Below are 22245 nucleotides of genomic sequence, written 5' to 3'. Positions count from 1 at the left end.
CGCTCTGCTGCTGGCGAGTCGCGAGACGCGCGGAACGTGCGACCGGTCAGCTCGTGGCTGCGGCCGCTCGTCCGGCGGTGCGTCCGGAGAACAAGCATCCTCCGAGAAACGTGCCTTCCAACGCCCGGTACCCGTGCACCCCGCCGCCGCCGAACCCGCTCGCCTCACCTGCGGCGTAGAGACCGGGGATCGGGTGTCCGTGCGCATCGAGAGCGCGTCCGTCGAGATCGGTGTTGATGCCGCCGAGCGACTTCCGTGTCAGCACGTGCAGCTTGACGGCGACGAGAGGGCCCGCTGACGGGTCTTGCAGACGGTGCGGCACCGCCGTGCGGATCAGCTTGTCGCCGCGGTACTCGCGCATGGAACGCAGCATGCCGATCTGCGCGTCCTTGGTGAAGCTGTTGTCGATCTCCCTATCGCGGGCGAGGACCTCGCGGCGGACGTTGTCGATGTCCAGGAGCTCACCGCCCGGATGCCGCTGCATCTGTTCCAGGAGCGATTCGAGATCGTTCTCCACGATGAAGTCCTCGCCTTCGTCGAGGAACGACTGCACGGGACCGGTCGGACCCTTCGCCAACCGTGACCGGAGAAGGAGGCCCACGTCCTTGCCGGTGAGGTCCGGATTCTGCTCACTGCCGGAGAGGGCGAACTCCTTCTCGACGATCTGTCTCGACGTGACGAACCAGGAATGATCGTGACCCGTCCTCCGCAGATGCTCGAGCGTGCCGAGCGTATCGAATCCAGGGAACAGCGGCACCGGCAGCCGTACGCCTGTGGCATCGAGCCAGAGCGAAGAAGGCCCGGGGAGGATGCGGATGCCATGCGACGGCCACACCGGGTCCCAGTTCGTGATGCCTTCGACGTAGTGCCACATCCGGTCGCCGTTGATCAGGCGGGCGCCCGCGGCTTCGCTCACGGCGTGCATGGAGCCGTCCACGTACGCGGGAACGCCGGTGAGCATGTGCGTCGGCGCCGTGCCGAGACGTGCCGGCCACGCCGCACGTACGAGGTCGTGGTTTCCGCCGATCCCGCCGGAGGACACGATGGTGGACCGTGCCGTGATCTCGAACTCGCCGATGGGGTCGCGGGAGGAGGCGACTCCCCGCTTCGCGCCGCTGTTCGCGAGGATGCGGCCCTGTGCACCCACGACAGCGCCGTCGGTCACGATGAGGCCCGTCACCCGATGCCGGGGGAGTACCGTGAGCCGACCTTCGCGTTCTCCCTGCTCCACCGCGGCGGCGAAGGGCGCGACGATACCGGGGCCGGTGCCCCAGGTGATGTGAAACCGCGGGACGGAGTTGCCGGGGCCGATCGCACCGTAGCCGCCGCGTTCCGCCCAGCCGACGACCGGGAAGAACCCGACGCCGCGTTCGCGCAGCCAGGAGCGCTTCTCGCCCGCTGCGAACTGCAGATACGCCTCCGCCCAGCGCCGAGGCCATTCGTCCTCAGGACGGTCGAAACCGGCGTTGCCGAACCAGTCCTGTGTCGCGAGCTCCAGGGAGTCTTTGATCCCGAACCGCCGCTGCTCGGGGGAGTCGATGAGGAACAAACCCCCGAACGACCACCACGCCTGACCACCGAGGTTCGTCCGCGGCTCCTGATCGAGCAGGATGACGCGCTTTCCCGCATCGAGCGCCTCGGCAGCGGCGACCAGCCCCGCGAGCCCCCACCCGATCACCAGGACATCTGCGGACAGGGGCTGTGTCGTCATGGGTTCTCCGTTGATTCCTGACGTGATCGGGTCTCGAGCGTCGGTCGACCACCTGGCGCGGCGCCGATGCCGGATGGCTCCAATGTGTTCACCATGGCATAGGCGGCGCGCTCCAGGTAGTCCCAGAGCGTCGATTCGTGCAGGGGCGACAACTGGGCCTCGTCCACAGCCGTGCGCATATGACGAAGCCAACGATCGCGCGCGTCCGCGTCGATGTGGAAGGGCATGTGCCTCATGCGCAGTCGAGGGTGACCGCGGGTGTCGCCGTAGGTGGTCGGCCCTCCCCAGTACTGCTCGAGGAACATCCGAAGCCGGTCCTCTGCAGGCCCGAGGTCCTCCTCGGGGTACATCGGCTTCATCACGGGGTCGAGCGCGACCTCACGGTAGAACACCGACACGATCTTCCGGAAGGTCTCGTGCCCTCCGATCTCGTCGTAGAACGTCACTTCTGCGGGCTCCCGTCGTCGGTCGGCTTCTTGCGACGCCATATGCCGCGGTCGGGGATCACGGGTACCCCGGTGACCGCGTTCGGTCTCGTCCTCGGCGGATTCGCGCCCCGGACCCGGCGTGCTCCATCGAGGCCCGTCGGGACGACGTCGGTCATCCGCGGAACGCCGATCTCCCTCTCCAGGAGTGCAGCGCGCAGGCGGCGGCGGAGCTCCTGCGCGACGTCGTCCTTCGCGTTCGCCCGCGCCTTGATCACGATCCGTACGACGAGGGCGTCGCCGTCGACCGACTCGAGTCCCCACAGCTCCGGCTTCTCGATGATGCGCGTGCGCCACTTGGGATCCTTCGCGAGACCCTGTGCGGTCTCGAGCATGATGTGTTCGACCTGCTCCAGATCGGAGTCGGCGGGGACGCCGATGTCGATGATCGATCGCGCCCACCCCTGCGACATGTTGCCGATGCGGGTGACCTCGCCGTTGCGGACGTACCAGAGGGTGCCGTTGACGTCACGGACCTGCGTGATGCGGACGCTGACGTATTCGACGACACCGCTCGCGAGACCGAGGTCGACCACGTCGCCGATGCCGATCTGGTCCTCCGCGACCAGGAACATGCCATTGAGCACGTCCTTGACGATGTTCTGCGCGCCGAAACCGAGTCCGGCGCCCACGGCTGCTGTGAGCAGGGTCAGTGAGCCGAGCAGGCTCTGATCGAGGGCATTGACGATCAGGACGATCGCGATCACCACGAGCATCACGTTGACGATGTTCTGCAGGATCGTGCCGAGCGTTCGAGTCCGCTGCACCAGACGCATGTCGGCGAGTGGCGAGCGCTCGAGGGCCTGCGTGTCGTCGACTGAGGCCTTGCTCTTCGCGCTGTCGACGATGCGGTGCACGACGCGGCGGATGACGAGTCGCAGGATGAGCCCGATCACGACGCAGCTGATGATGATCAGGGCGACCGCGAGAGCCTTCATCCCGACTTTGCCGAGCACGTCGAGCAGGCCGACCAGCCAGTCGGGGAGGGGGGTTTCAGTCGGCGGTTCAGTGACATCGAAGGGAAGGATCATCGCTCACGATCCTATCGATCGGGTCTCTGCGTCGGCTGGACGGTGTCAGCGCCGAAACGGAGACCCTCCGCTCCGACATCGCGTGGCGTCGTGTTGCAACACCCCTGCGACAGGGCGGATGGTCTCCGTCTCGGATGCCTCGGACGCTCAGTCTTCGGCGTCGCGCGCCTGTGCTGCGAGGGCCCGCTCGACGTCTGCCAGGTTCTCCAGGACGAGGCGTCGGAGCGCGGGCGGGGCGTCCTGGTTCGCAGCGAGCCACGAGCGCGTGGCGTCACGGAGGGCGACGTCTGCGAGCGCGGTCGGGAACAGGCCGACGACGAGGTACTGCGCGATCTGGTAGCTGCGCGACTCCCAGACGGGCACGAGCATGTCGAAGTACTTCGGGACGAACTCGCCGAGGACGGTCGCTCCTGCAGGGTGCACGAAGCCGAGTGCCGCGGAACGCACGATCGTGTTCGGTGCGTCGTCGCGCTCGATGAGCGAGTTCCAGGCGGCGTTCTTCGATGCGGAGTCGGGCAAGGCGGCGCGAGCCTGCGCGGCGAACTCGGCGCCCTTGGCGGTGTTGTCGGCCGCGAGAGCGTTATCGATCGTGGCGGCGTCGGTCGCACCGATCGTGGCGAGGCCGACGAGCAGCTGCCAGTTCAGGTCGGCGTCGATCTCGAGGCCGGGGAGCGTCTCCTCGCCGGACCGCAGACGCCCGATGACGCCGGCGTGCTCAGGCGTCACGAGGGCGTTGGCGAACGCGGTGACGAACTGCAGCTGGCTGTCGCTGCCGGGTTCGGCCGACTCGGCGAGCGCCCAGAGGCCGTCGGCGATCTTGAGGCGCGCGGCTTCGCGCTGGTTGGGCGCGACGTACAGGGTCGCCGCGGTGCGCAGCTGCGCCAGAGTGGTGCGGACGGTCGTGGATTCGGACTCGCGCCCGATGTTCCCGAGCACCAGGTCGATGTATGCGGAGGCGCCGGTCTCGGCGTCGCGCGTCTGGTCCCACGCGGCACCCCACACCAGGGAGCGCGCCAGCGGGTCGTGGATGTCCGCCAGGTGGGCGATCGCGGTGGCGAGGGACTTCTCGTCGAGGCGGATCTTCGTGTACGCGAGGTCGTTGTCGTTGAGGAGGACGAGATCAGGGCGTGCGATGCCGTGCAGTTCGGGGACCTCGGTGCGATCGCCGTCGACGTCCACCTCGAGATAGTGCGAACGCGTGAGCGTGCCGTCGGTCAAGGTGTAGAAGCCGATGCCGAGGCGATGCGGACGGATCGTGGGGTAGTCGGCGGGGGCGGTCTGCGTGATGGCGAAGCGTGAGATCGCGCCGTCGTTGTCTTCGGCGATGACCGGCTCGAGCGTGTTGACGCCCGCGGTCTCGAGCCACTTCTTCGACCAGGTGCTCAGTTCGCGACCGCTGGTCGCCTCGAGCTCTGTGAGCAGGTCCGTCAGCTCCGTATTGCCCCAGGAGTGCTTCTGGAAGTACTGCGAGACGCCGGCGAAGAACGCCTCGATGCCCACCCAGGCGGCGAGCTGCTTCAGGACGGAGCCGCCCTTGGCGTAGGTGATGCCGTCGAAGTTGACCTGCACGTCTTCGAGGTCGTTGATCTCCGCGACGATCGGGTGCGTGGAGGGGAGCTGGTCCTGGCGATACGCCCAGGTCTTCTCCATCGCGTTGAACGTGGTCCACGCCTCGGTCCACTCGGTCGCCTCGGCGGTCGCGATGGTGGAGGCCCATTCGGCGAACGACTCGTTGAGCCAGAGGTCGTTCCACCACTTCATGGTGACGAGGTCGCCGAACCACATGTGCGCCAGCTCGTGCAGGATCGTGACGACGCGACGTTCCTTGACGGCGTCGGTCACCTTGCTGCGGAAGACGTAGGTCTCTGTGAACGTCACCGCGCCCGCGTTCTCCATGGCGCCCGCATTGAACTCGGGCACGAAGAGCTGGTCGTACTTCGCGAACGGGTACGGGACGCCGAACTTCGACTCGAAGTACGCGAAGCCCTCGCGGGTCTTGTCGAAGATGTAGTCGGCGTCGAGGTGCTGCCACAGGCTCTTGCGGCCGTACACGCCGAGCGGGATCACGCGCCCGGAGGCACTCGTCAATTCCGAGAACGTCGACTCGTACGGTCCTGCGACGAGAGCCGTGATGTACGACGAGATGCGCGGCGTCGGCTCGAAACCCCAGGTCGCCGTGACGTCGTCGTCGTGCACGATGGGCTCGGGGGTGGGGGAGTTGGAGACGACCTTCCACGCGGCAGGCGCCGTGACGGTGAACTGGAACGTCGCCTTCAGGTCGGGCTGCTCGAAGACCGCGAACACACGTCGGGAGTCTGGTACCTCGAACTGCGAGTACAGATAGACCTCGCCGTCGACTGGGTCGACGAAGCGGTGCAGGCCCTCACCGGTGTTCGTGTAGAGGCAGTCGGCGTCGACCACCAGGACGTTCTCCGCCTGGAGCCCCGTGAGCGCGATGCGCGAGTCGGCGAAGACCTCGTTCGGGTCGAGCTGCTCGCCATTGAGCGAGATCTCCCGGACGTCGCGGGCGATGAGGTCGATGAAGGTGAAGCTCTCCGGCGTCGCGGTGAAGCGCACGACACTGCGGGAGCCGAAGATCTCAGCGCCCTTGGTCAGGTCGAGGGCGACTTCGTAGGACTGCGTGTCGATGACGCTGCGGCGCTCCTGCGCTTCGACACGGGTGAGGTTCTCTCCAGGCACAGCTGTACTCCCAGGGGTGAGGGGATGTCACCGAGGCTGGGCGCAGTTGGCGCCGACGGCAACCATGACAGCCTACGCCAGAGCGACGGATGCGCTCACGTCCCGATTCCGCTGTCGGGAAACGGGACAGGCGGACGTCGGCCCTCCGTGGAGGTGGGAAGATGAGAGGGTGACTGCGATCGAGCCGAATGTCGTTCCCTTTGCTTCGCCTGCCGCCGCGGACGGCGCACCCTTCGTGTCGACGCCGGTCGACTACGACGCCATCCTGCTGGCGAGCTTCGGCGGACCCGAGGGGCAGGAAGACGTGATCCCGTTCCTGCGGAATGTCACGCGAGGTCGCGGCATCCCGGACGAGCGGTTGGAGGAGGTGGCGCACCACTACCGTCACTTCGGCGGCGTGAGTCCGATCAACGGCCAGAACCGGGTGCTGAAGGAAGCGCTCGAGAACGCTCTCGTCGAGCGTGGCATCGACCTCCCGGTGTACTGGGGCAACCGCAACTGGGGACCCTACCTCGAGGATGTCGTTCCCGAGGCTGCGGCGAACGGCCACACGACCCTGCTCGCATTCGCGACCAGCGCGTACAGCTCCTTCTCCAGCTGCCGCCAGTACCGCGAGGACTTCGCACGCGTGCTCACCGAGACGGGCCTCGGAGACAGCGTGACGATCGACAAGATCCGCCCCTTCTACGACCACCCCGGGTTCGTGGAGGCGTTCGAGGCCGGCGTGCGCGAGTCCGTGCAGGGGTACCTCGATCAGGGCATCGCGGCGACCGAGATCCAGGTCCTCTTCTCCACGCACAGCATTCCCACCGCCGACGCCGAACGCTCGGGCGCCCGCGACATCGACTGGGGAGGGGAGGGCGGCGCCTACGCCGCACAGCACCTCGCTGTCGCGGAATGGACCATGGACCAGGTGCGCGCTGCTCTTCCCGCAGCAGCGGACGTGCCGTGGGAGCTGGTCTACCAGTCGCGTTCCGGCCCCGCTTCGCAGCCGTGGCTGGAGCCGGATGTGTGCGACGTGATCGGGGAACTGCCCGCCCGCGGCCGTAAGGCCGTCATCGTCGTTCCGGTGGGATTCATGAGCGATCACATGGAGGTCCTGTGGGATCTCGACACCGAGGCGGCCGAAGCCGCGGAAGAGGCGGAGCTCGCGTTCACCCGCACACCGACGCCGGGTGTGCGGCCGGCATTCGTCTCGGGCATCGTCGATCTGATCGAAGAGCGCCTTCAGGGCCGCACGAATGAGGAGCGTGCCCACGTCACGTCGCTGCCCGGCGGATTCGACGTCTGCCGTCCGGGGTGCTGCGAGAACGTCCGCGCCGGGTTCAAGCCCGCCGCAGCCGGCGTCGCACCCTGAGGCGCAGCCCGCGATCAGCGACTTCTAGGATAGGAGTCATGCGCATCCACATCGCCACCGATCATGCCGGTCTCGACTTCTCGACGAAGCTCCAGGACCATCTGCGCGGGGCTGGACACGACGTCGTCGACCATGGCCCGATCGAGTACGACGCGGTGGACGACTACCCGGCGTTCTGCATCCGGGCCGCGCAGGCGGTGATCGCCGATCAGCGTGCAGGAGTGGAGGCGCTGGGTGTCGTCTTCGGCGGTTCCGGCAACGGCGAGCAGATCGCGGCGAACAAGGTCGAAGGCATCAGGGCCGCGCTCGTCTGGAACCTCTCGACAGCCGAGCTCGCACGTGAGCACAACGACGCGAACGTGATCTCGATCGGTGCACGCCAGCACAGCTACGACGAGGTCACCGCCTTCATCGACCGATTCATCGCGACGCCGTTCTCGGGCGATGAGCGCCACGTCCGCCGCATCGGTCAGATCGCGGATTTCGAGCGCGACGGCTCCCTGCTCCCGGACCCGCGGGCCTGACATGCCCGAGGGCCACTCCGTCCATCGGATCGCGCGGCAGTTCGATCGCAACTTCGTCGGCAAGACGCTCAGCGCCTCGAGTCCGCAGGGACGCTTCGCTGAAGGGGCGGCTCTTCTCGACGGGCGGACCGCTGTGAGCGTGCAGGCCGTCGGAAAGCAGATGTTCCTCGAGGCCGAGGGCGACCTCTGGCTGCGAGTGCATCTCGGGCTCTACGGTGCATGGGACTTCGCGGGTGAGATTCTCGTCGACCCCACGATCGCCTCGGCCAACGGCCGCATGGGGCAGACGAATCAGCGCGGGACGGTGCTCGAGGAGCCGATCCTCGACGATGCGGGAGAGAACTCCCTCGCCTCGATCGGCGCACCGCGCCGCACCCGCGTGCACGTACGGATGTCCGAGCAGACGAAGGGCTTGGCTGACGAGGGTGCGCAGTGGCCGCCGCCGGTCGTCGGACAGGTCCGTCTTCGCCTGATGACCGACATCACCGCCGCCGACCTTCGGGGACCGACCGCGTGCGTGCTGCAGACGCCTGACGAGATGCTCGCCACGATCGCGAAGCTGGGACCGGACCCGCTCGTGGGCGACCCGGTCGAGAACGAGGAGCGATTCGTCCGCGCTGTGCGGAAGAAGTCGACGGTGATCGCGCTGCTGCTGATGGATCAGTCCGTCGTCAGCGGCATCGGCAACGTGTATCGCGCCGAGATGCTGTATCGGCAGCGCCTGAACCCGCACACCCCGGGCCGAGACGTCCCTGAGGACGTCGTGCGCGCGCTTTGGCACGACTGGGTTCGGCTGCTCGCCGTGGGTGTCGAGACCGGACAGATGATGACGATGGACTGGTTGACCGGTGAGGACTATCGGGCGGCGATGGCCAACCGTGACGACCGGCACTGGGTGTATCACCGGGCCGGTCTGCCGTGTCGTGTCTGCGGCACGGAGATCGCTCTCGAGGAGATCGGCGCGCGCAAGCTGTACTGGTGCCCGCGCTGCCAAGCCTGACGTCGGTTCATCGGACACGCGCGACGATTGGCGCGTGGTATTCCGGTTCCTGTGAATATGGTGACAGCGTTTCATGCGCCGCCACCGACAGGAGCCGATATGGATCTCACTGCCCTCCAGACCATCCTCGAGAATGTCAGCGGGTTCATCTGGGGCCCGTTCTTCCTCATCCCGCTGCTTCTGGGCACGGGGCTCTACCTCACTATCCGACTCGGGGGACTGCAGTTCGTGCGTCTCGGCTCGGCGTTGCGTCTCGGGCTCCTCACTCGCAAGGATCCGGGCGCCGACGGCGACATCTCCCAGTTCCAGGCGTTGACCACGGCACTCGCCGCCACAGTGGGCACCGGCAACATCGTCGGCGTCGCTACGGCGATCGGCATCGGCGGTCCGGGTGCGCTCTTCTGGATGTGGATCACCGGACTCCTCGGAATGGCATCGAAGTACTCGGAGGCCTTCCTCGGCGTGCGGTTCCGCAAGACCGATGACGCGGGCGAGAAGTCCGGCGGTCCCCAGTACTACCTGGAGCGCGGGATCCGCGGACCGTTCGGCAAGGTGTTGGCGCTCTCCTTCGCCGTGTTCGCCGTGATCGCCTGTTTCGGCATCGGGAACATGACACAGGGGAACTCGATCGCCCAGAACCTCGAGGCGAGCTTCGATGTGCCGACCTGGGTGACGGGCATCGTCCTCACCGCCTTCGCCATGGTCGTCCTCGTCGGTGGGATCAAGTCGATCGGCCGAGTCACGGCGGGGCTCGTTCCGATCATGATCATCTTCTACGTCCTCGGGGCGCTCTACATCCTGATCGCGAACGTCGGTGCGCTTCCCGCCGCCTTCGCGCAGATCTTCTCCGAGGCGTTCACCGGGACGAGCGCGGTCGGCGGGTTCGCCGGCTCGGCCATCATCGTCGCCGTGCAGTTCGGTGTGGCCCGAGGCATCTTCTCCAACGAGTCGGGAATGGGATCCGCTGCGATCGCAGCGGCCGCAGCGAAGACGAGCCACCCGGTCAGGCAGGGCCTGGTATCGATGACGCAGACGTTCATCGACACGATCATCGTGGTCACCTGCACGGGTCTCGTCATCATCTCGACGGGCACCTGGAAGGAGATCGATCCGGAGACGGGGGAGCAGCTCAGCCCGGCGCTGATGACCGGCGCTGCTTTCTCCCACGGGCTTCCAGGGGATTGGGGGCACATCATCGTGACCTTGGGGCTGGTGATGTTCGCGGGGTCGACCATTCTGGGTTGGTCCTATTACGGCGAGCGGAACATCGAGCGCCTCATCGGACGACGCGCAGTGATGCCTTTCCGAATCCTGTTCTCTCTCGTGGTCTTCGTCGGGTGCACCGTCCAGCTCGGAGTGGTCTGGGCGTTCTCGGACGCGATGAACGGTCTGATGGCGCTTCCCAACCTGATCGGACTGCTGATCCTCTCCGGCCTCGTCGCCAGGGAGACGAAGAAGTACTTGGACAACGACCCGAAACTGCGGGCGGATCGCGATCAGATCGAGTCGTTCATGGCGGGAACACCAGGCTGGGAGGAGTGGAAGACACAGGCGGTTCCCGTTGTCCCACGCCGCCGTGGCTGAGACGCGGAGCCGGCCGGCATCGCGGCCCTAGGCTGTTCATATGCGACAGAACCCCAGCTTCACGCTGGCCGACGTGACCGAGATGCGACGGGTGATCGACAGGAATCCCTGGGCGATGATCACGAGCGCAGGCGATGAGGGACTCGTCGCCTCGCACTATGCGGTACTCCTGGATGGCTCGCGCGACGACCTGTCGGTCGTCGGTCATGTCGGGCGCCCCGACGACCTGATCCATGGCCTGGGGGTGCGCGAACTGCTCGTCGTGTTCCAGGGGCCCCACGGCTACGTGTCGCCCGGTTGGTACGGCGACGTGCCCGCAGTGCCGACCTGGAATTACACCGCCGTGCATCTGAGCGGCGTGCCCGAGATCCTGTCCGAGGACGAGAACCTCGCCGTTCTCGACCAGCTGGTGGCCCGATTCGAATCGCGCATGCCGGATCCGCGGATGATGTGGGAGCGGCCGAACGACTCCGCGTTCGTCCAGCGACTCGCCGCCGGGACCGTGGGCTTCCGCCTGACGCCGACACGCGTCGTCGCCAAGCGCAAGCTCAGCCAGAACAAGCCTCAGGAGACGATCGAGACCGTGATCGCGTCTCTCTCCGCTCCAGGGCCGTACACGAATCCGGAGCTGGCGGCGGAGATGCGCCGTGCACAGGACGCGCGGCGGGGCGTGCAGCAGTGATCGGCCGTGGGTCGCTCATCGGCACCGTCCGCGCCGTCAGGCTTGCCGGACCGGGGCGTGAGTTCCTGATCGACGATGAGCCGGTCGACGTGCACATCGTCGACGGTCGCATCGCCGACATCGCGCCGACGGGAGCTCTCTCTGCCCGTGGTGAGGTGCTCGAAGCCGACGGAGGGTGGGTTGTTCCAGGGCTCTGGGACAACCACGTCCACACCGTCCAGTGGGCACTGACGTCGGAGCGCGCAGCCCTCGGGCATGTCAATTCCGCGGCCGAGGCTGCGCGCACGATGAGCGGGGTCGATCCGCTCTCGGACGGACGTCGCGTCGGCACCGGATTCCGAGACGCCCTGTGGACGGATCGACCCACGCTCGCCTTGCTGGATGCGGCAACGGGAGATGTTCCGACCTATCTCATCAACGCCGACGTGCACAGTGTCTGGCTCAACAGCGCTGCGCTGGCCCGTGAGGGGTTCCGAGGCGACGACGGGATCCTGCGCGAAACCGAGGCGTTCGAGATCTCGCGTCGCCTGAACGCCGTCGACGCCGCCCATGGAGACCGCGCGATGTCCCGCGCCGGCGAGCAGGCGGCTGCACGGGGTGTCACCGGCCTCGTCGACTTCGACATGGCATGGAGCGCGGAGGCGTGGCCGCGGCGGGTCGAGGGCGGCTTCGCATCCCACCGGGTCGAGTTCGCGGTGTATCCGTTCGACCTCGACCGCGCCATCGCGGCGGGGCTGCGCACCGGAGAGTTACGGGAGTCGCTTGAGACGCCGGAGGCCGGTCGCGGGCTCGTGCACGTGGGACCGTTGAAGGTCATCACCGACGGCTCGCTCGGCACGCGGACAGCGGCATGCTCTCATGCCTATCCCGGTGATCCGGAGAACTTCGGCATGCTGACCGTGCCCTCCGACCAGCTCGTGGCGCTGTTGACTCGCGCGACCGGGGCGGGCCTGTCCGTCGCTGTGCACGCGATCGGTGATCGGGCAGTGACATCGGCACTCGACGCTTTCACGAGCACCGGTGCTGTCGGTTCGATCGAGCACGTGCAGCTCGTTCGGCACGCCGATCTCGCGCGGTTCGCACGTCTGGGTGTCGTCGCCAGCGTCCAGCCGCAGCACGCCGTCGACGACCGCGACCTGGTGGAGCGTCACTGGCGCGGGCAGACGGCGATCGGCTACCCGCTCGCATCGTTGCGGGATGCCGGTGCCGAACTTCGCTTCGGATCGGACGCCCCGGTGTCCGAGCTCGATCCGTGGCACGCGATCTCGGCAGCCGTGTCCCGGACGGACGACGATCGTGCTCCGTGGCACCCGGAGGAGCGCCTGACCCTCGACCAGGCTCTGGCGGCGAGCGTGCGCACGTCCCTCCGCCCCGGTGCGCCGGCCGACATGGCGCTCTGCAGTGCAGATCCCCGCACGGCGAACGGCGCGGAGCTCCGGAGCATGCCGGTGCGAGCGACCCTGCTGGCAGGGCGCGTCACTCACGCGAGTTAGCGGTCGCCGACAGGCGAAGGGCCGGTCCTCCGCGATGGAGAACCGGCCCGACTGAAGAAGGTGCTCAGGCGGCGATGTGCGACACCAGGAACCAGCGGTCCTTCTCGAGGCCACGCTGGATCTCGATTGCGACGTCCTGGCTGGTGAGGTCCACCTCGTCCAGGCCGTCGACGGCCGCCTTGACATCGGTCAGGATCGCGTCGATGTCGGCGATGACGGCACGGATCAGCTCATCGGACTGCGTGAAGCCCGCGGGCACGGTGGTCGCGCCGGACTTCTCGGCGACCGCACTCACGCGCGCGTCGATCGGCAGGCCGAGCGCGACGATCCGCTCTGCCGCTGTGTCGGCGAAGTCGCCGGCATGCGCGACGATCGTGTCGAGAAGCTCGTGGACCCCGACGAAGTTGGCGCCGCGCACGTGCCAGTGCGCCTGCTTCCCGTTGATGGTCAATGCCTGCAGACCGAGCACGACAGGGGAGAGGAACTGGGCCGCCCCTGCAGCCACGGTCGGGTCGATGGCGGTGGTGGAAACGGTCTGTGCCTTGCTCATCTTGTGCTCCTCCGGAACGGATTCTCGTATCTGATGGAGACAACGCTACTCAGCCTGAGACATTCCGCAAGCAAGCTGAGGCTCGGCTCACTTCCGCGTGATTCCGCGGAAGTGAGGGTAGTCTCGCCTCATGAGCATCGCCTCCGGAGCCTCGATCCTCGCCCTCCCGAACCGCACTCCCTCCATCGACGACACGGCGTTCGTCGCCGACGGCGCGCGCATCGTCGGGGACGTGATGCTGGGAGCGGGCAGCAGCGTCTGGTACAACGCGGTGCTCAGGGGAGATTCCGCGGGGATCGTCATCGGTCCCGGCGCGAACGTCCAGGACAACGTCTCGGTGCACGTGGACTCCGGGCACCCCGTCATGGTCGGCGCCAAGGTGTCGATCGGACACAACGCGGTAGTGCACGGGTGCACGATCGGCGAAGGCTCTCTCGTCGGCATGGGAGCTGTGATCCTCAGCGGAGCGGTGATCGGCGCCGGCTGCCTGATCGCCGGAGGTGCGGTGGTGCTGGGCGGCACCGAGATCCCCGCCGGCTCCCTGGTCGCCGGCGTGCCGGCGAAGGTCCGCCGAACGCTCAGCGACGACGAACGTTCGGGACTGATCGCGAACGCCGATGCGTATCTCGGACACCTCGGAACCCACGAGTCTGCGACACGGGCCTGACCGCCCCTGACGCTAGGCTTGAGGGTGTACGGGGCGGTGGCCAAGCTGGTTAAGGCAGTGGGCTCATAACCCAACGATCGTCGGTTCAAGTCCGACCCGCCCTACCGTTCAAAGCTCTCGGATCCGCATAACTCCGCGGATCTAGAAGGTTGCACTTGTGTCTGTCGACGGTGTTCAGATAAGCGAATTGGCCACGACTGGCCTCCTGCGCACCGGGGACGCCAGCGCGCCGTGATGGCACGCTCGGTTGTGGTCAGTTCGCGGTCGCGGCGTTGACTCGACCTGAGGGCTTAACCTGGCTCGCCTCGGCGTTACGCACGATGATGGCCTTCTTGATCTGCTCGCCGTTGATCTTCAGGACGCCATAGCCACCGGACGTCTTCACGGCCTGCCAGTTGCGCTTCTCCATGGCCACAGTCTACGCCTCACTTCCGACAACAGGGGGAGGGCAGGCGCCGGTGTCGTCGTCCTCGTCCGCGCTGTCTTCGTCCTGTCCGACCTCGTAAGCGATCGACATGGTTTCGGCGAGCAGCTTGACGAGCGCGACATGACCGTTGTTCAGCGTGTCCGCCTTCAGCGCGTCGAGGGTGACCATGCCATACGTACCCGTCTCGGTGTAGATGGGGACGCTGATGAACGTGTTGTACCCCTGCGCAGTGCCCTTGTACCCGGCCGGCTTCTCCTTCGTCAGGTCCGGATAGAACGCGGTCTCGAGTGCGGCAATGAAATCGAACGCCCCATCACCGCGCTCGGTACGTGCCACGAACGGGCGGGGGCGGTCTCCGCGGCCCGCGTGCCCGATCGGAACCATCCGGATCGGCGTGCTGTCCATATCGATCTCGTAGACGACGGCACGTGCCCGGGACACCTCGCTGTCGATGATGCCGCTGAGTGCGCCGGCCCCTGCCTGTGCGACATTACGCAAGGCGGTGCGACGGGCACTATGCGGCAGCCGCGCCATATTCGCGATCGTCGCGGCCACCGGCATCAGGTTGTCGCTGAGGAGGGTCCGCTGCTCCTCACGCACGCTCTTGACCTTCTTCGCCCTGGCATGCTCACGCACCTTGCCGGTGACAGCGAACCCGACGGCGATGATCAGGACCACCGCGGCGCCCGAGAAGAGAACACCCTTCAGGAGTCCGTTCTTCTCCGGTTCACGGAACGCCCACGCGATGAGCTGTGAAGCGGCGAACACGCCAACCACTTGCACGGCCACGGAGACGATCGTCCACCACAGCGGATCCTGGTCACTACGCGTCTTCACCGCTGTCTGGCTCCCTCGACCTGTCGAACACACCACATTAGCGGGAACCCTCGCGACGTCCTCCGCTGCTCACATCTGAGGATGGTGCAGAGCACGGCCGTCAAAGAAGAGAAACCGAACCCAATCTGCGCCATCCCAGGATCCTAGAATCCGGCACATCCAGCGGATCACGACCGCACATAGCCTGTCGGAGCAACCCCGTCGCAGCGGAGCAACTCGAACGCCGCGAGCACATTCGGCCGGCGCGATGTAGGTGGCGCACCAAGCACTCTCTCCGCCTGAAAGGAACAAATGAGCGAGATCGCCCAGGTCATGAGTGCAATCGCTGCCGTAGTCGCCGTAGCCGCGGCGCTGTGGACGGCATGGGAGTCCAGACGTCTGCGCGCCGTCGAAGTCGCCCGCGACGACCGGACACGCGAGGAAGTCGCTCGATGGCAAGCGAGCCGTGTATCCGCGTGGGCCATCGAATGCCGAGCGCACACCTTCGACAGTGGTGAGCAAGACAGCGGCTTCACAGTACGCAACGCCTCAGATACGCCCCTCTTCGACGTCCGAGTCTGGAGTGCTGATCGGACAGGTACCCCGCTGCCGGTGGCAACAGTGACCGTCCTTCCCCCAGGCCAGTACGTGCTTCTTCGCCACACGAGATATCACTGGACGATCCCCAAACCCATCGAAGAGATCCACGGTCCCGTGAGCCCGATCACACGACGTGATCGGTGGGCAGTAACACGCATGGAATTCACGGATGGTCACGGTCGGCGATGGCGCCGAGAAGGTGCGGAACTGCACTCGCTCACCACCACCCATGCCACATCTGACAGCTGAGCATGCGGCTACGAGCTGAGTCGCAGCCCACACGACGGCACCAGTCGCGATAACCGAGAGCGGGGACCGTCACGGACTGAGAACCGCCGCAACAGCGCTGACGGTTCGAGCGTGGGGTGTCCTGAGAGGGGAGGGAAGCTACAGGACACCCCACCTGGACCACATCCCCACATAGACCATCAGCGGATGCCACGAACTCATTGAACCGGCGGATGTACTCGACCGGGTCGCCGGACAACAGCAGATGCACGCGGGAACACACGAAGAAGGGTCGCCGTGGAATTTCAAGAAGAAAGCCGGCACGAAGGTCACGCCTAGATCCGATCGGCCGCGAAGGCGATGTCTTGCCCCGATCGCACCACATCGTGGACGCTGGACGGCCCGTCACCCGTACCATCCCTCGGGGAACCGTGTTCCCCGCGTTGTCTGTGGGGCCTTCCGCGTTTTCTCTCGTGCGTTTCCCACTGGCTCCACGTCCTCAGCCCAAACGTCGAACTGCGGATAGCTGGTAGTACCCAGCCAGGTAACGTGTCACGCGTTAGTCTTTGATCGAAGACATGAGCTGATGCCCTAGGAGGCTGATCGAGATGGTCGGTGTGCGTCGCGTTTCGGTTTCTGAGGTGCTGGGCGATGCAGAGCAGCGGTATCTCGGAGGCGGATTCCGAGGGGTGCAGCAGCGCCTGCATCGCATCGCGGTCCAGGGTGCTGCAGGTGGCGGGGCGACCGTGAGAGCCGCGTTGAGCGTGACGTATCCGGAGGGTTGGTCGGCGAAGAGCGGACAGGCGAGCCGGTTGCCGCACCTCTCCACGGTCGACGCGCTGTTGGCTGCGGTGCAGCTCGCGGAGGTGATGTTGCTGGACGTGTTGCACTTGCCGCCTGCAGCACGTCCGTGGGTATGGCTGCGCCGGGTCGTCATCCGCGCCGGCACCAGCGCCGTCAACGATCTCGAGGACATCCAGATCAGGGGCGAGCTCGCGGATGTGCGTCAACATGAGAACCCGCTCCTGTCGAGCAGCGCGCTGTTCACCATGCGGTTCACCGTCGGCGCACTCCGCGTCGAGTTGGAACTCGTCGCGCTGCAAGCCCAGGCATGCAGTCTCACCCGCACGCATCACGATGTCGAGGAGGTGCTCGGGGGCAGGGCCGATCGCTACTTCGGAGAAGGCTTCAAATCAGACCAGATCGTGATCGGTGACGGCTTGCTCATCGACGAGTTCACCATCCGGGTGCCGGTGTCGAAGACGAGTCATCAGGAGTTCGTCGATATCGGCTCGTCATACGCATCGATACCGACGTTCGTGAACTGCGTGCTCGGACAGGCGCAGATCAGTCAGCTGCTGCTCTATTCCCTGGATGACATGGACAGATCAATGTCTGAGAACCTCTGGATGCGTCAGGTCGAGATGGTCTCTCAGGGTCCACAGTGCCACCCGGAGAGCGACTTCGACTCGACCGTACGCGTCGCCCGAACTCGTTTGCTGCCCTTGGGAGAGCGGCCTTGGCGAGTCACAGACTTCGTCGGTCGCTTCGGTCCGATCTCGTCGCGGTACAACCTCGCTCACGCTCTCCCCGCATCGAAAGGCACCGGGAACCCATGAAGATCGCAATCTCAGGTACATACTCCACGGGCAAGACCACCACTTCTCACGCGCTGTCTCATCTCACGGGCGTCCCACGGACGCACGCGAGAACCATGCGAGAGCTTCTTCCTGACGTCGCCCCCGGCCGCCGACTCGAAGACTGCGGGGTGGCGGAACTGGTCCAGCTCGGAATACTGCGGTTCTCGGAGCGGTACAGCCACGAAGGCCGCCTACCGGAAGGGTTCATCTCCGACGGATCTTCCCTGCACGAATGGTCGTACGGGATGATCCGCGCTGAGGTCGGGATCAACCCGGAGGATCCGACGAGCCTGCCGTCGCGCGAGAGCGGGGAAGCACAGGCGCTGGATATCTCGATGGCCGCGATCGGCGCGGTCGTGAAGCGCCACGCCACGCGGTCATATGACGTCTTCGTCCATCTGCCCATCGAGTTCCCTCTCGTCGCTGATGGCCACCGCCCCGTCTCCGAGGAGTTCAGACAACGTTCGAGCGATCTTCTCCTCGACACGCTGCGGGAGCTCGCCCTGCCGGTCCACGTCGTCGGCGGAGATCTGACGTCGCGATTGTCTGCGATCGTCTCCACGCTGGCGCTGCCGCAGGTCATGAGCATCGATGAAGCGGTGGAACGAGCACGCGAAGACATGTCGGCCTTGGACACCCGAGATGAGACAACTCGGATGGAGGCGATCGCCGGTGAGTAGCGTCGAAGTATCCGGGCAGACGACCGTGCGCCTCGCCCCAGTGTTCGCGATCGGGCTCAGCTTCTTCGTCGGCAATCTCGACGCGACGGTCGTCAACGTCGCCACCACTCAGGTCGGCGCGGATCTGGGTGCGTCTACCGCGCAGGTCGCGTGGATCGTCAACGGATTCGTTCTCGCCGTCGCAGGGCTCCTCCTCCTCGCGGGAGACCTCGCCGGTCGTTTAGGGGCCCGTCGCATATACGTGTGTGGGATCGTGTTGTTCGCCCTCGCAAGCCTGCTCGCCGGCATCGCGACAGACCCGTCACTCCTCATCAGCGCACGCGTGATGCAGGGGTTCGGAGCAGCGTTGTTCCAACCCGCCGGGCTGGTGCTGCTCGCAGCCTGCTACCCGGAGGCAGGGGTGCGTCAGCGCATGATCGGGCTGTGGGCGGCGATGGGAGCTGCCGCAGCCGCGCTGGGTCCGATGATCGGCGGTTTCGTCGTTGCCGGACTCGGATGGCGATGGATCTTCTGGGTGAACCTTCCGATCGGCCTTGTCGCGGTCTGGATGTCCTTGCGGGTGCTTCCTGCGGTTCCGGGACGCATCGCCCGTGTTCCTCTGCTCGGACACGGCTTGTTCGCACTCGCTGTGTCCGGTGCCGCAGTAGCGCTCATGGAAGGCCCCGAGCAGGGCTGGACGGCCCCGTTGCCGCTGGCCGGCATCGCCGCTGCCGTTGTCGGTCTCGTCGTTTTCGTGTGGTGGCAGCGCGTCAGTGGGGCCGAGGTCTACCCGCTCAGGGTATTGCGCAACACTCAGTTCAGCCTCGCGAACGTGGTGGGCGTGTTCATGAACGTCGGTCTGTTCGGCGGGGTCTTCCTGGTCTCCATCGTCCTCCAGCAGGCGATGGGATCCGGTCCGCTCATCGCCGGCCTCCAACTCCTACCCATGATGGCGGTGTTCGTCGTCGGCAACCTCGCCTTCTCTCGCCTGGGCAAGGTGCTCAGCGCTCGTCAGGCGATCATCATGGGCACCGGTGCGGCGGCTGTCGCTGTGGCGATCCTTGCACTGGTCTCGCTCGGCGGTGTGTCGTACCCGTGGCTCGCGGTCTGCTTGGCTGTTGCTCATCTCGGGCTCGGCATCGCGTCGCCGGCCATGACCGCGGCGATGTTGAACAGCGTGGACTCACGCGACACCGGCCTGGCCGGCGCTGTCTTGAACGTGAACCGCCAGATGGGCTCACTCGTGGGCGTTGCTGTCGCTGCGGCTCTGCTGTCCACGATGGCGAGTCCTGCGGCCGCGGTACCGGTGATGTTCGGTTTGAGCGTCATCGGATACGCCAGCGCAGCCCTCGCGGGGTTCCTTCTCCAGAACACTGTGCGGAGTCGTGAGAAATGACCATCGACCTGAGCACACCGTTCACCGTCCGAAACACCGTACTCGCCAACCGTGTGGTCCTCGCGCCGATGGGGGTCGGGCATTGCGAGAACGGCGTTCCTGATGACGATCTCCGAGCGTTCTACCGGAGAAGGGCTGAGAACGGCGTCGGGCTTCTGGTAACCGGCGCCACGTTCATCGATCATCCGAGCGCTTCGAATCACGTGCTGCTTCCCACGATCGCGGGGCACGCCGCGCAAGCGGCCTGGCAGCGCACCGTCGACGACGTCCACGGAGCGGGCGCGCCGATACTCCTCCAGCTCGTGCACGCAGGTGTCGACCGCGACCCCGGCATGTCGCTCGAACCCACCGCCCGTGTGCTCAGTCCGAGTGGCGTGGATCACGAGGGCCGACCTCTCGGGGAGACGATGAATCGCTCCGATATCGACGAAGTCATCCAGGCCTTCGCTCGATCCGCGACGATCGCAGAGAACCTCGGCTTCGATGGCGTCGAGGTTCACGGCGCACATGGCTTTCTCATCGATCAGTTCATGTGGGGCAGGACGAACCTTCGCCGGGACGCATACGGCGAACCGTCGAGATTCGCCGTAGACATCGTCCGCGCGATCCGCGCGACGACCGGACCCGATTTCATCGTGAGCTTCCGCTGGTCGCAATGGAAGATGCATGACCACGCTGCTCGCATAGCCGAGACGCCCCGCGACCTCGAGCGCTTCCTGAGACCGATCTCCGACGCAGGAGTCGATCTGATGCATGCCTCGACGCGACGTTGGTGGGAGCCGCTCTTTCCAGGCTCGCGCCGTACTGCGGCAGGCTGGACGAGACAGCTCACGGGGAGACCAGCCATCGCCGTCGGATCCATCGGCACGGACGGACCGGATTTCCACTCGGTATTCCTGGGTCGCGGCACTCAGGGCGCGTCCCCGTCGGATGCGATCGCAGGTCTGCAGAGCGGCGAGTTCGACCTCCTCGCGGTGGGGCGACCGCTGCTCGGCGATCCGGAATGGGCCGCCAAGATCTTGTCTGAGCGGTACCGCGACATCGGCGACTTCGATGCGCGAGCGCTCGTGGAACTCTATTGATCACCGCCCGACGAGTGAAGCTCTGAGAGTACGCTCGGGCAGCAACGATCACGGCGGGTCTGCTCGTCGAGGATCCCGACGGACGAACGCCGCGACTCATTCTGCGGATGGAGGGAGGGAGGCCCTCGCGATCGCGGCCGGGAGCAGATCATCGAACAGTATGACGAGGCAGGCGCGGATGGCGACCGCGTCCCTGTCGATGAGGGTGCGGCGCAGTTCGGAGGCGAAGCTCTCGACGGACGCCCATTCGATGGCGCTTCGCGCGTGCTGACCGAAACGACGGATCTGGGGGCTGAGCAGATCGATGACTGTCACTCGTGCACCGTTTCCTTCGATCCGAGCGAACCCCGTCGCGATGGTGCGCAGTGCGGTCCCGAACGCGCCGACGTTCTCGGCCCGGGCGGAGGCGGCGAGGTCGTCCGACAGGTCGATCAGGTAGGCGACGTCGTCATCTTCGACGAGAGGCATCACATGACGTATTGAGCCGATCCAGATGTCGCCGAAGAGGTCGACAGCATTGCGGACGCGGTCCACCTCGATCGGAGCAACCCGTGTGTACCGGTTGCGCTGCATCTGCACCAATCCGATGTCGGCAAGCCGGTCCAGCGCGTGGCGAATAGGAGTCTTCGACGTTCCCAAGCGCTCGGCGAGTTCATAGTCCCTCAGGAGCTGGCCAGGAGCGAGTTCACCGCTGACGATCGCGTCCTGCAATCGAGCGTAGACCTCATCGCTGATGGACCGTCGCTCCAGTGGTCCGCCGGAAAGCAACATCGCCACCACCCCGTTCCTGGGTACGTCCTAGCCCAGAACCGTAGCGCAACGTCGCGCGTTCGTGGGGTGATTCTGTCGCCAGTCAAGCGATCCGGGCCGGAGCGCTTGCCGAGGGAGTCGGGGATGCCGCATGTGCGTCGCGTCATGACTGAGCGTTCCCCGTCTCCGTCCCGTCGGAGGGTGTCACGAACGTGAGATGCAGACGACACGCGTGGGCCGTGACGAATGGTTCCAGGCTCTTGACGACGAGCGGCCCTCCGCTGTGAAGGAGCACGTCATGCACCAGGCGCTCGTGCACGCCGCACACGAGTTCCTGGTCTTCCTCGATGAGGCGATGGTAGCGGCAGGGCGTCAGGTCGAACCTCAGCTCGCGTTCGTCCACGACGGGGCTCAGTCCCGCGTCGTCGAGGTGTTCGAAGAGGACGTCCACCTGCCTCAGGGCCGCGTCGTCGAGGATGGCCGGCGCCTCGCGTGTGATCGCGCGCAGCAACCGTCCCCTCTTGCTGGCGCCTTCGACCCGTGCTTGCGCGACGTGGTTCGATGCCCCGGCGCCGACGGGATGAAAGACGATGGCAGGGCGGCCGCGACCGCCGGTGTGCTGGGTCTCCCTCCGGATCAGGCCCTCGTCCTCCAGAACACGGAGGTGGTCGCGCACGGTGTTGAGAGGAATGCCCGTCTCCGCCGACAACATTCCGGCTGCGCGTCCGGGGTTGCGTTGGATCGCGTCAAGCAGCCGGAGCCGACGGGGTTGCGTCAACCCACGGAAGTCGTGTGCTTGGCGTGGCATGGGGCGAGCGTAGAGGGGCCGGTTCCGAGCGTGCACGCCGTTCTGCCGGGAATAA

Annotated in this window: 21 protein-coding genes and 1 tRNA gene; 13 read left to right on the top strand and 9 right to left on the bottom strand. The window is 66.2% G+C overall.

Annotated elements, in window-relative coordinates:
• Nucleotides 1-46: 46 nt before the first annotated feature.
• The 4 genes from AB0E56_RS11575 to pepN all read right to left on the bottom strand — a co-directional run bounded on the left by AB0E56_RS11575 (nt 47) and on the right by pepN (nt 5927).
• On the bottom strand, nt 47-1711 hold the full coding sequence (locus AB0E56_RS11575; RefSeq protein ID WP_359799061.1) for an FAD-binding dehydrogenase: 1665 nt from the start codon (nt 1709-1711) through the stop codon (nt 47-49).
• Complete coding sequence (locus AB0E56_RS11570; protein WP_359799059.1) at nt 1708-2199, bottom strand: globin; 492 nt, start codon at nt 2197-2199, stop codon at nt 1708-1710. Before AB0E56_RS11570 ends, AB0E56_RS11575 begins: the two co-directional genes overlap by 4 nt.
• Entirely contained in the window at nt 2154-3227 is a 1074-nt protein-coding gene (locus tag AB0E56_RS11565; protein ID WP_359799057.1) for a mechanosensitive ion channel domain-containing protein, read from the bottom strand. Before AB0E56_RS11565 ends, AB0E56_RS11570 begins: the two co-directional genes overlap by 46 nt.
• A 147-nt stretch (nt 3228-3374) precedes the next feature.
• Nucleotides 3375-5927 carry an aminopeptidase N gene (gene pepN / locus AB0E56_RS11560; protein ID WP_359799055.1) on the bottom strand — a complete coding sequence of 851 codons (2553 nt, stop codon included), beginning with the start codon at nt 5925-5927 and terminating at the stop codon, nt 3375-3377.
• Between the two features lie 169 nt (nt 5928-6096).
• Here pepN and AB0E56_RS11555 point away from each other — a divergent pair, with 169 nt between their 5' ends.
• The 6 genes from AB0E56_RS11555 (at nt 6097) to AB0E56_RS11530 (ending at nt 12567) form a co-directional block, all read left to right on the top strand.
• Nucleotides 6097-7284: a ferrochelatase gene (locus AB0E56_RS11555; protein ID WP_359799053.1), complete on the top strand. Its 1188-nt coding sequence runs from the start codon at nt 6097-6099 to the stop codon at nt 7282-7284.
• A 38-nt stretch (nt 7285-7322) separates the two neighbouring features.
• Nucleotides 7323-7808: a ribose-5-phosphate isomerase gene (locus tag AB0E56_RS11550; protein ID WP_359799051.1), complete on the top strand. Its 486-nt coding sequence runs from the start codon at nt 7323-7325 to the stop codon at nt 7806-7808.
• A gap of 1 nt (nt 7809) precedes the next feature.
• Nucleotides 7810-8808 carry a DNA-formamidopyrimidine glycosylase family protein gene (locus AB0E56_RS11545; protein ID WP_359799049.1) on the top strand — a complete coding sequence of 333 codons (999 nt, stop codon included), beginning with the start codon at nt 7810-7812 and terminating at the stop codon, nt 8806-8808.
• Between the two features lie 99 nt (nt 8809-8907).
• On the top strand, nt 8908-10392 hold the full coding sequence (locus AB0E56_RS11540; protein WP_359799048.1) for a sodium:alanine symporter family protein: 1485 nt from the start codon (nt 8908-8910) through the stop codon (nt 10390-10392).
• Nucleotides 10393-10432: 40 nt separating this feature from the next.
• Complete coding sequence (locus tag AB0E56_RS11535; protein ID WP_359799046.1) at nt 10433-11074, top strand: FMN-binding negative transcriptional regulator; 642 nt, start codon at nt 10433-10435, stop codon at nt 11072-11074.
• The gene (locus tag AB0E56_RS11530; RefSeq protein ID WP_359799044.1) at nt 11071-12567 is read left to right on the top strand and encodes an amidohydrolase family protein; all 1497 of its coding nucleotides are present in this window, start codon (nt 11071-11073) and stop codon (nt 12565-12567) included. The genes AB0E56_RS11535 and AB0E56_RS11530 overlap by 4 nt, the downstream gene beginning before the upstream one ends.
• A 64-nt stretch (nt 12568-12631) precedes the next feature.
• Here the strand turns inward: AB0E56_RS11530 and AB0E56_RS11525 are convergent, their stop codons facing one another.
• On the bottom strand, nt 12632-13117 hold the full coding sequence (locus tag AB0E56_RS11525; RefSeq protein WP_359799042.1) for a DNA starvation/stationary phase protection protein: 486 nt from the start codon (nt 13115-13117) through the stop codon (nt 12632-12634).
• Between the two features lie 130 nt (nt 13118-13247).
• Here AB0E56_RS11525 and AB0E56_RS11520 point away from each other — a divergent pair, with 130 nt between their 5' ends.
• Together AB0E56_RS11520 and AB0E56_RS11515 are read left to right on the top strand one after the other, a co-directional pair.
• Nucleotides 13248-13784: a gamma carbonic anhydrase family protein gene (locus AB0E56_RS11520; RefSeq protein WP_359799040.1), complete on the top strand. Its 537-nt coding sequence runs from the start codon at nt 13248-13250 to the stop codon at nt 13782-13784.
• A gap of 30 nt (nt 13785-13814) precedes the next feature.
• Nucleotides 13815-13888 (top strand) — tRNA-Ile (locus AB0E56_RS11515).
• Between the two features lie 149 nt (nt 13889-14037).
• Here the strand turns inward: AB0E56_RS11515 and AB0E56_RS11510 are convergent.
• Together AB0E56_RS11510 and AB0E56_RS11505 are read right to left on the bottom strand one after the other, a co-directional pair.
• Nucleotides 14038-14193, bottom strand: a complete 156-nt coding sequence (locus AB0E56_RS11510) for a hypothetical protein (protein WP_359799038.1) — start codon at nt 14191-14193, stop codon at nt 14038-14040.
• Between the two features lie 9 nt (nt 14194-14202).
• A complete protein-coding gene (locus tag AB0E56_RS11505; protein ID WP_359799037.1) occupies nt 14203-15048 on the bottom strand; it encodes a GAF domain-containing protein in 846 nt (281 codons plus the stop codon).
• Nucleotides 15049-15339: 291 nt separating this feature from the next.
• Here AB0E56_RS11505 and AB0E56_RS11500 point away from each other — a divergent pair, with 291 nt between their 5' ends.
• The 5 genes from AB0E56_RS11500 (at nt 15340) to AB0E56_RS11480 (ending at nt 20632) form a co-directional block, all read left to right on the top strand.
• Nucleotides 15340-15876 carry a hypothetical protein gene (locus AB0E56_RS11500; RefSeq protein ID WP_359799036.1) on the top strand — a complete coding sequence of 179 codons (537 nt, stop codon included), beginning with the start codon at nt 15340-15342 and terminating at the stop codon, nt 15874-15876.
• A 620-nt stretch (nt 15877-16496) separates the two neighbouring features.
• The gene (locus AB0E56_RS11495) at nt 16497-17474 is read left to right on the top strand and encodes an AvrD family protein (RefSeq protein ID WP_359799035.1); all 978 of its coding nucleotides are present in this window, start codon (nt 16497-16499) and stop codon (nt 17472-17474) included.
• Nucleotides 17471-18175 carry an ATP-binding protein gene (locus AB0E56_RS11490; RefSeq protein WP_359799033.1) on the top strand — a complete coding sequence of 235 codons (705 nt, stop codon included), beginning with the start codon at nt 17471-17473 and terminating at the stop codon, nt 18173-18175. Before AB0E56_RS11495 ends, AB0E56_RS11490 begins: the two co-directional genes overlap by 4 nt.
• Entirely contained in the window at nt 18168-19550 is a 1383-nt protein-coding gene (locus AB0E56_RS11485) for an MFS transporter (protein WP_359799031.1), read from the top strand. Before AB0E56_RS11490 ends, AB0E56_RS11485 begins: the two co-directional genes overlap by 8 nt.
• Entirely contained in the window at nt 19547-20632 is a 1086-nt protein-coding gene (locus AB0E56_RS11480; protein ID WP_359799029.1) for a 12-oxophytodienoate reductase, read from the top strand. Before AB0E56_RS11485 ends, AB0E56_RS11480 begins: the two co-directional genes overlap by 4 nt.
• Nucleotides 20633-20728: 96 nt before the next feature.
• Here AB0E56_RS11480 and AB0E56_RS11475 read toward each other — a convergent pair whose 3' ends face one another.
• Both AB0E56_RS11475 and AB0E56_RS11470 read right to left on the bottom strand, forming a co-directional pair.
• Nucleotides 20729-21403: a GntR family transcriptional regulator gene (locus tag AB0E56_RS11475; RefSeq protein ID WP_359800056.1), complete on the bottom strand. Its 675-nt coding sequence runs from the start codon at nt 21401-21403 to the stop codon at nt 20729-20731.
• Nucleotides 21404-21545: 142 nt separating this feature from the next.
• Nucleotides 21546-22190, bottom strand: coding sequence for a helix-turn-helix domain-containing protein (locus tag AB0E56_RS11470; RefSeq protein ID WP_359799027.1), 645 nt, complete (start codon nt 22188-22190; stop codon nt 21546-21548).
• Between the last annotated feature and the right edge of the window lie 55 nt (nt 22191-22245).

Source organism: Microbacterium sp. NPDC028030 (genome assembly GCF_040637855.1).
Lineage (GTDB): Bacteria > Actinomycetota > Actinomycetes > Actinomycetales > Microbacteriaceae > Microbacterium.
The sequence above is the reverse complement of the archived record's forward strand: the minus strand, read 5'-3'. Positions and strand labels throughout refer to the sequence as shown.

Excerpts from the sequence above, each read along its gene's own strand:
- AB0E56_RS11535 (WP_359799046.1), top strand. The coding sequence starts at position 10,433 with ATGCGACAGAACCCCAGCTTCACGCTGGCCGACGTGACCGAGATGCGA.
- AB0E56_RS11540 (WP_359799048.1), top strand. The coding sequence starts at position 8,908 with ATGGATCTCACTGCCCTCCAGACCATCCTCGAGAATGTCAGCGGGTTC.
- AB0E56_RS11565 (WP_359799057.1), bottom strand. The coding sequence starts at position 3,227 with ATGATCCTTCCCTTCGATGTCACTGAACCGCCGACTGAAACCCCCCTC.
- AB0E56_RS11510 (WP_359799038.1), bottom strand. The coding sequence starts at position 14,193 with ATGGAGAAGCGCAACTGGCAGGCCGTGAAGACGTCCGGTGGCTATGGC.
- AB0E56_RS11475 (WP_359800056.1), bottom strand. The coding sequence starts at position 21,403 with ATGTTGCTTTCCGGCGGACCACTGGAGCGACGGTCCATCAGCGATGAG.
- AB0E56_RS11500 (WP_359799036.1), top strand. The coding sequence starts at position 15,340 with ATGAGCGAGATCGCCCAGGTCATGAGTGCAATCGCTGCCGTAGTCGCC.
- AB0E56_RS11550 (WP_359799051.1), top strand. The coding sequence starts at position 7,323 with ATGCGCATCCACATCGCCACCGATCATGCCGGTCTCGACTTCTCGACG.
- AB0E56_RS11480 (WP_359799029.1), top strand. The coding sequence starts at position 19,547 with ATGACCATCGACCTGAGCACACCGTTCACCGTCCGAAACACCGTACTC.
- AB0E56_RS11545 (WP_359799049.1), top strand. The coding sequence starts at position 7,810 with ATGCCCGAGGGCCACTCCGTCCATCGGATCGCGCGGCAGTTCGATCGC.
- AB0E56_RS11490 (WP_359799033.1), top strand. The coding sequence starts at position 17,471 with ATGAAGATCGCAATCTCAGGTACATACTCCACGGGCAAGACCACCACT.
- AB0E56_RS11470 (WP_359799027.1), bottom strand. The coding sequence starts at position 22,190 with ATGCCACGCCAAGCACACGACTTCCGTGGGTTGACGCAACCCCGTCGG.
- AB0E56_RS11570 (WP_359799059.1), bottom strand. The coding sequence starts at position 2,199 with ATGGCGTCGCAAGAAGCCGACCGACGACGGGAGCCCGCAGAAGTGACG.
- AB0E56_RS11575 (WP_359799061.1), bottom strand. The coding sequence starts at position 1,711 with ATGACGACACAGCCCCTGTCCGCAGATGTCCTGGTGATCGGGTGGGGG.
- AB0E56_RS11520 (WP_359799040.1), top strand. The coding sequence starts at position 13,248 with ATGAGCATCGCCTCCGGAGCCTCGATCCTCGCCCTCCCGAACCGCACT.
- AB0E56_RS11525 (WP_359799042.1), bottom strand. The coding sequence starts at position 13,117 with ATGAGCAAGGCACAGACCGTTTCCACCACCGCCATCGACCCGACCGTG.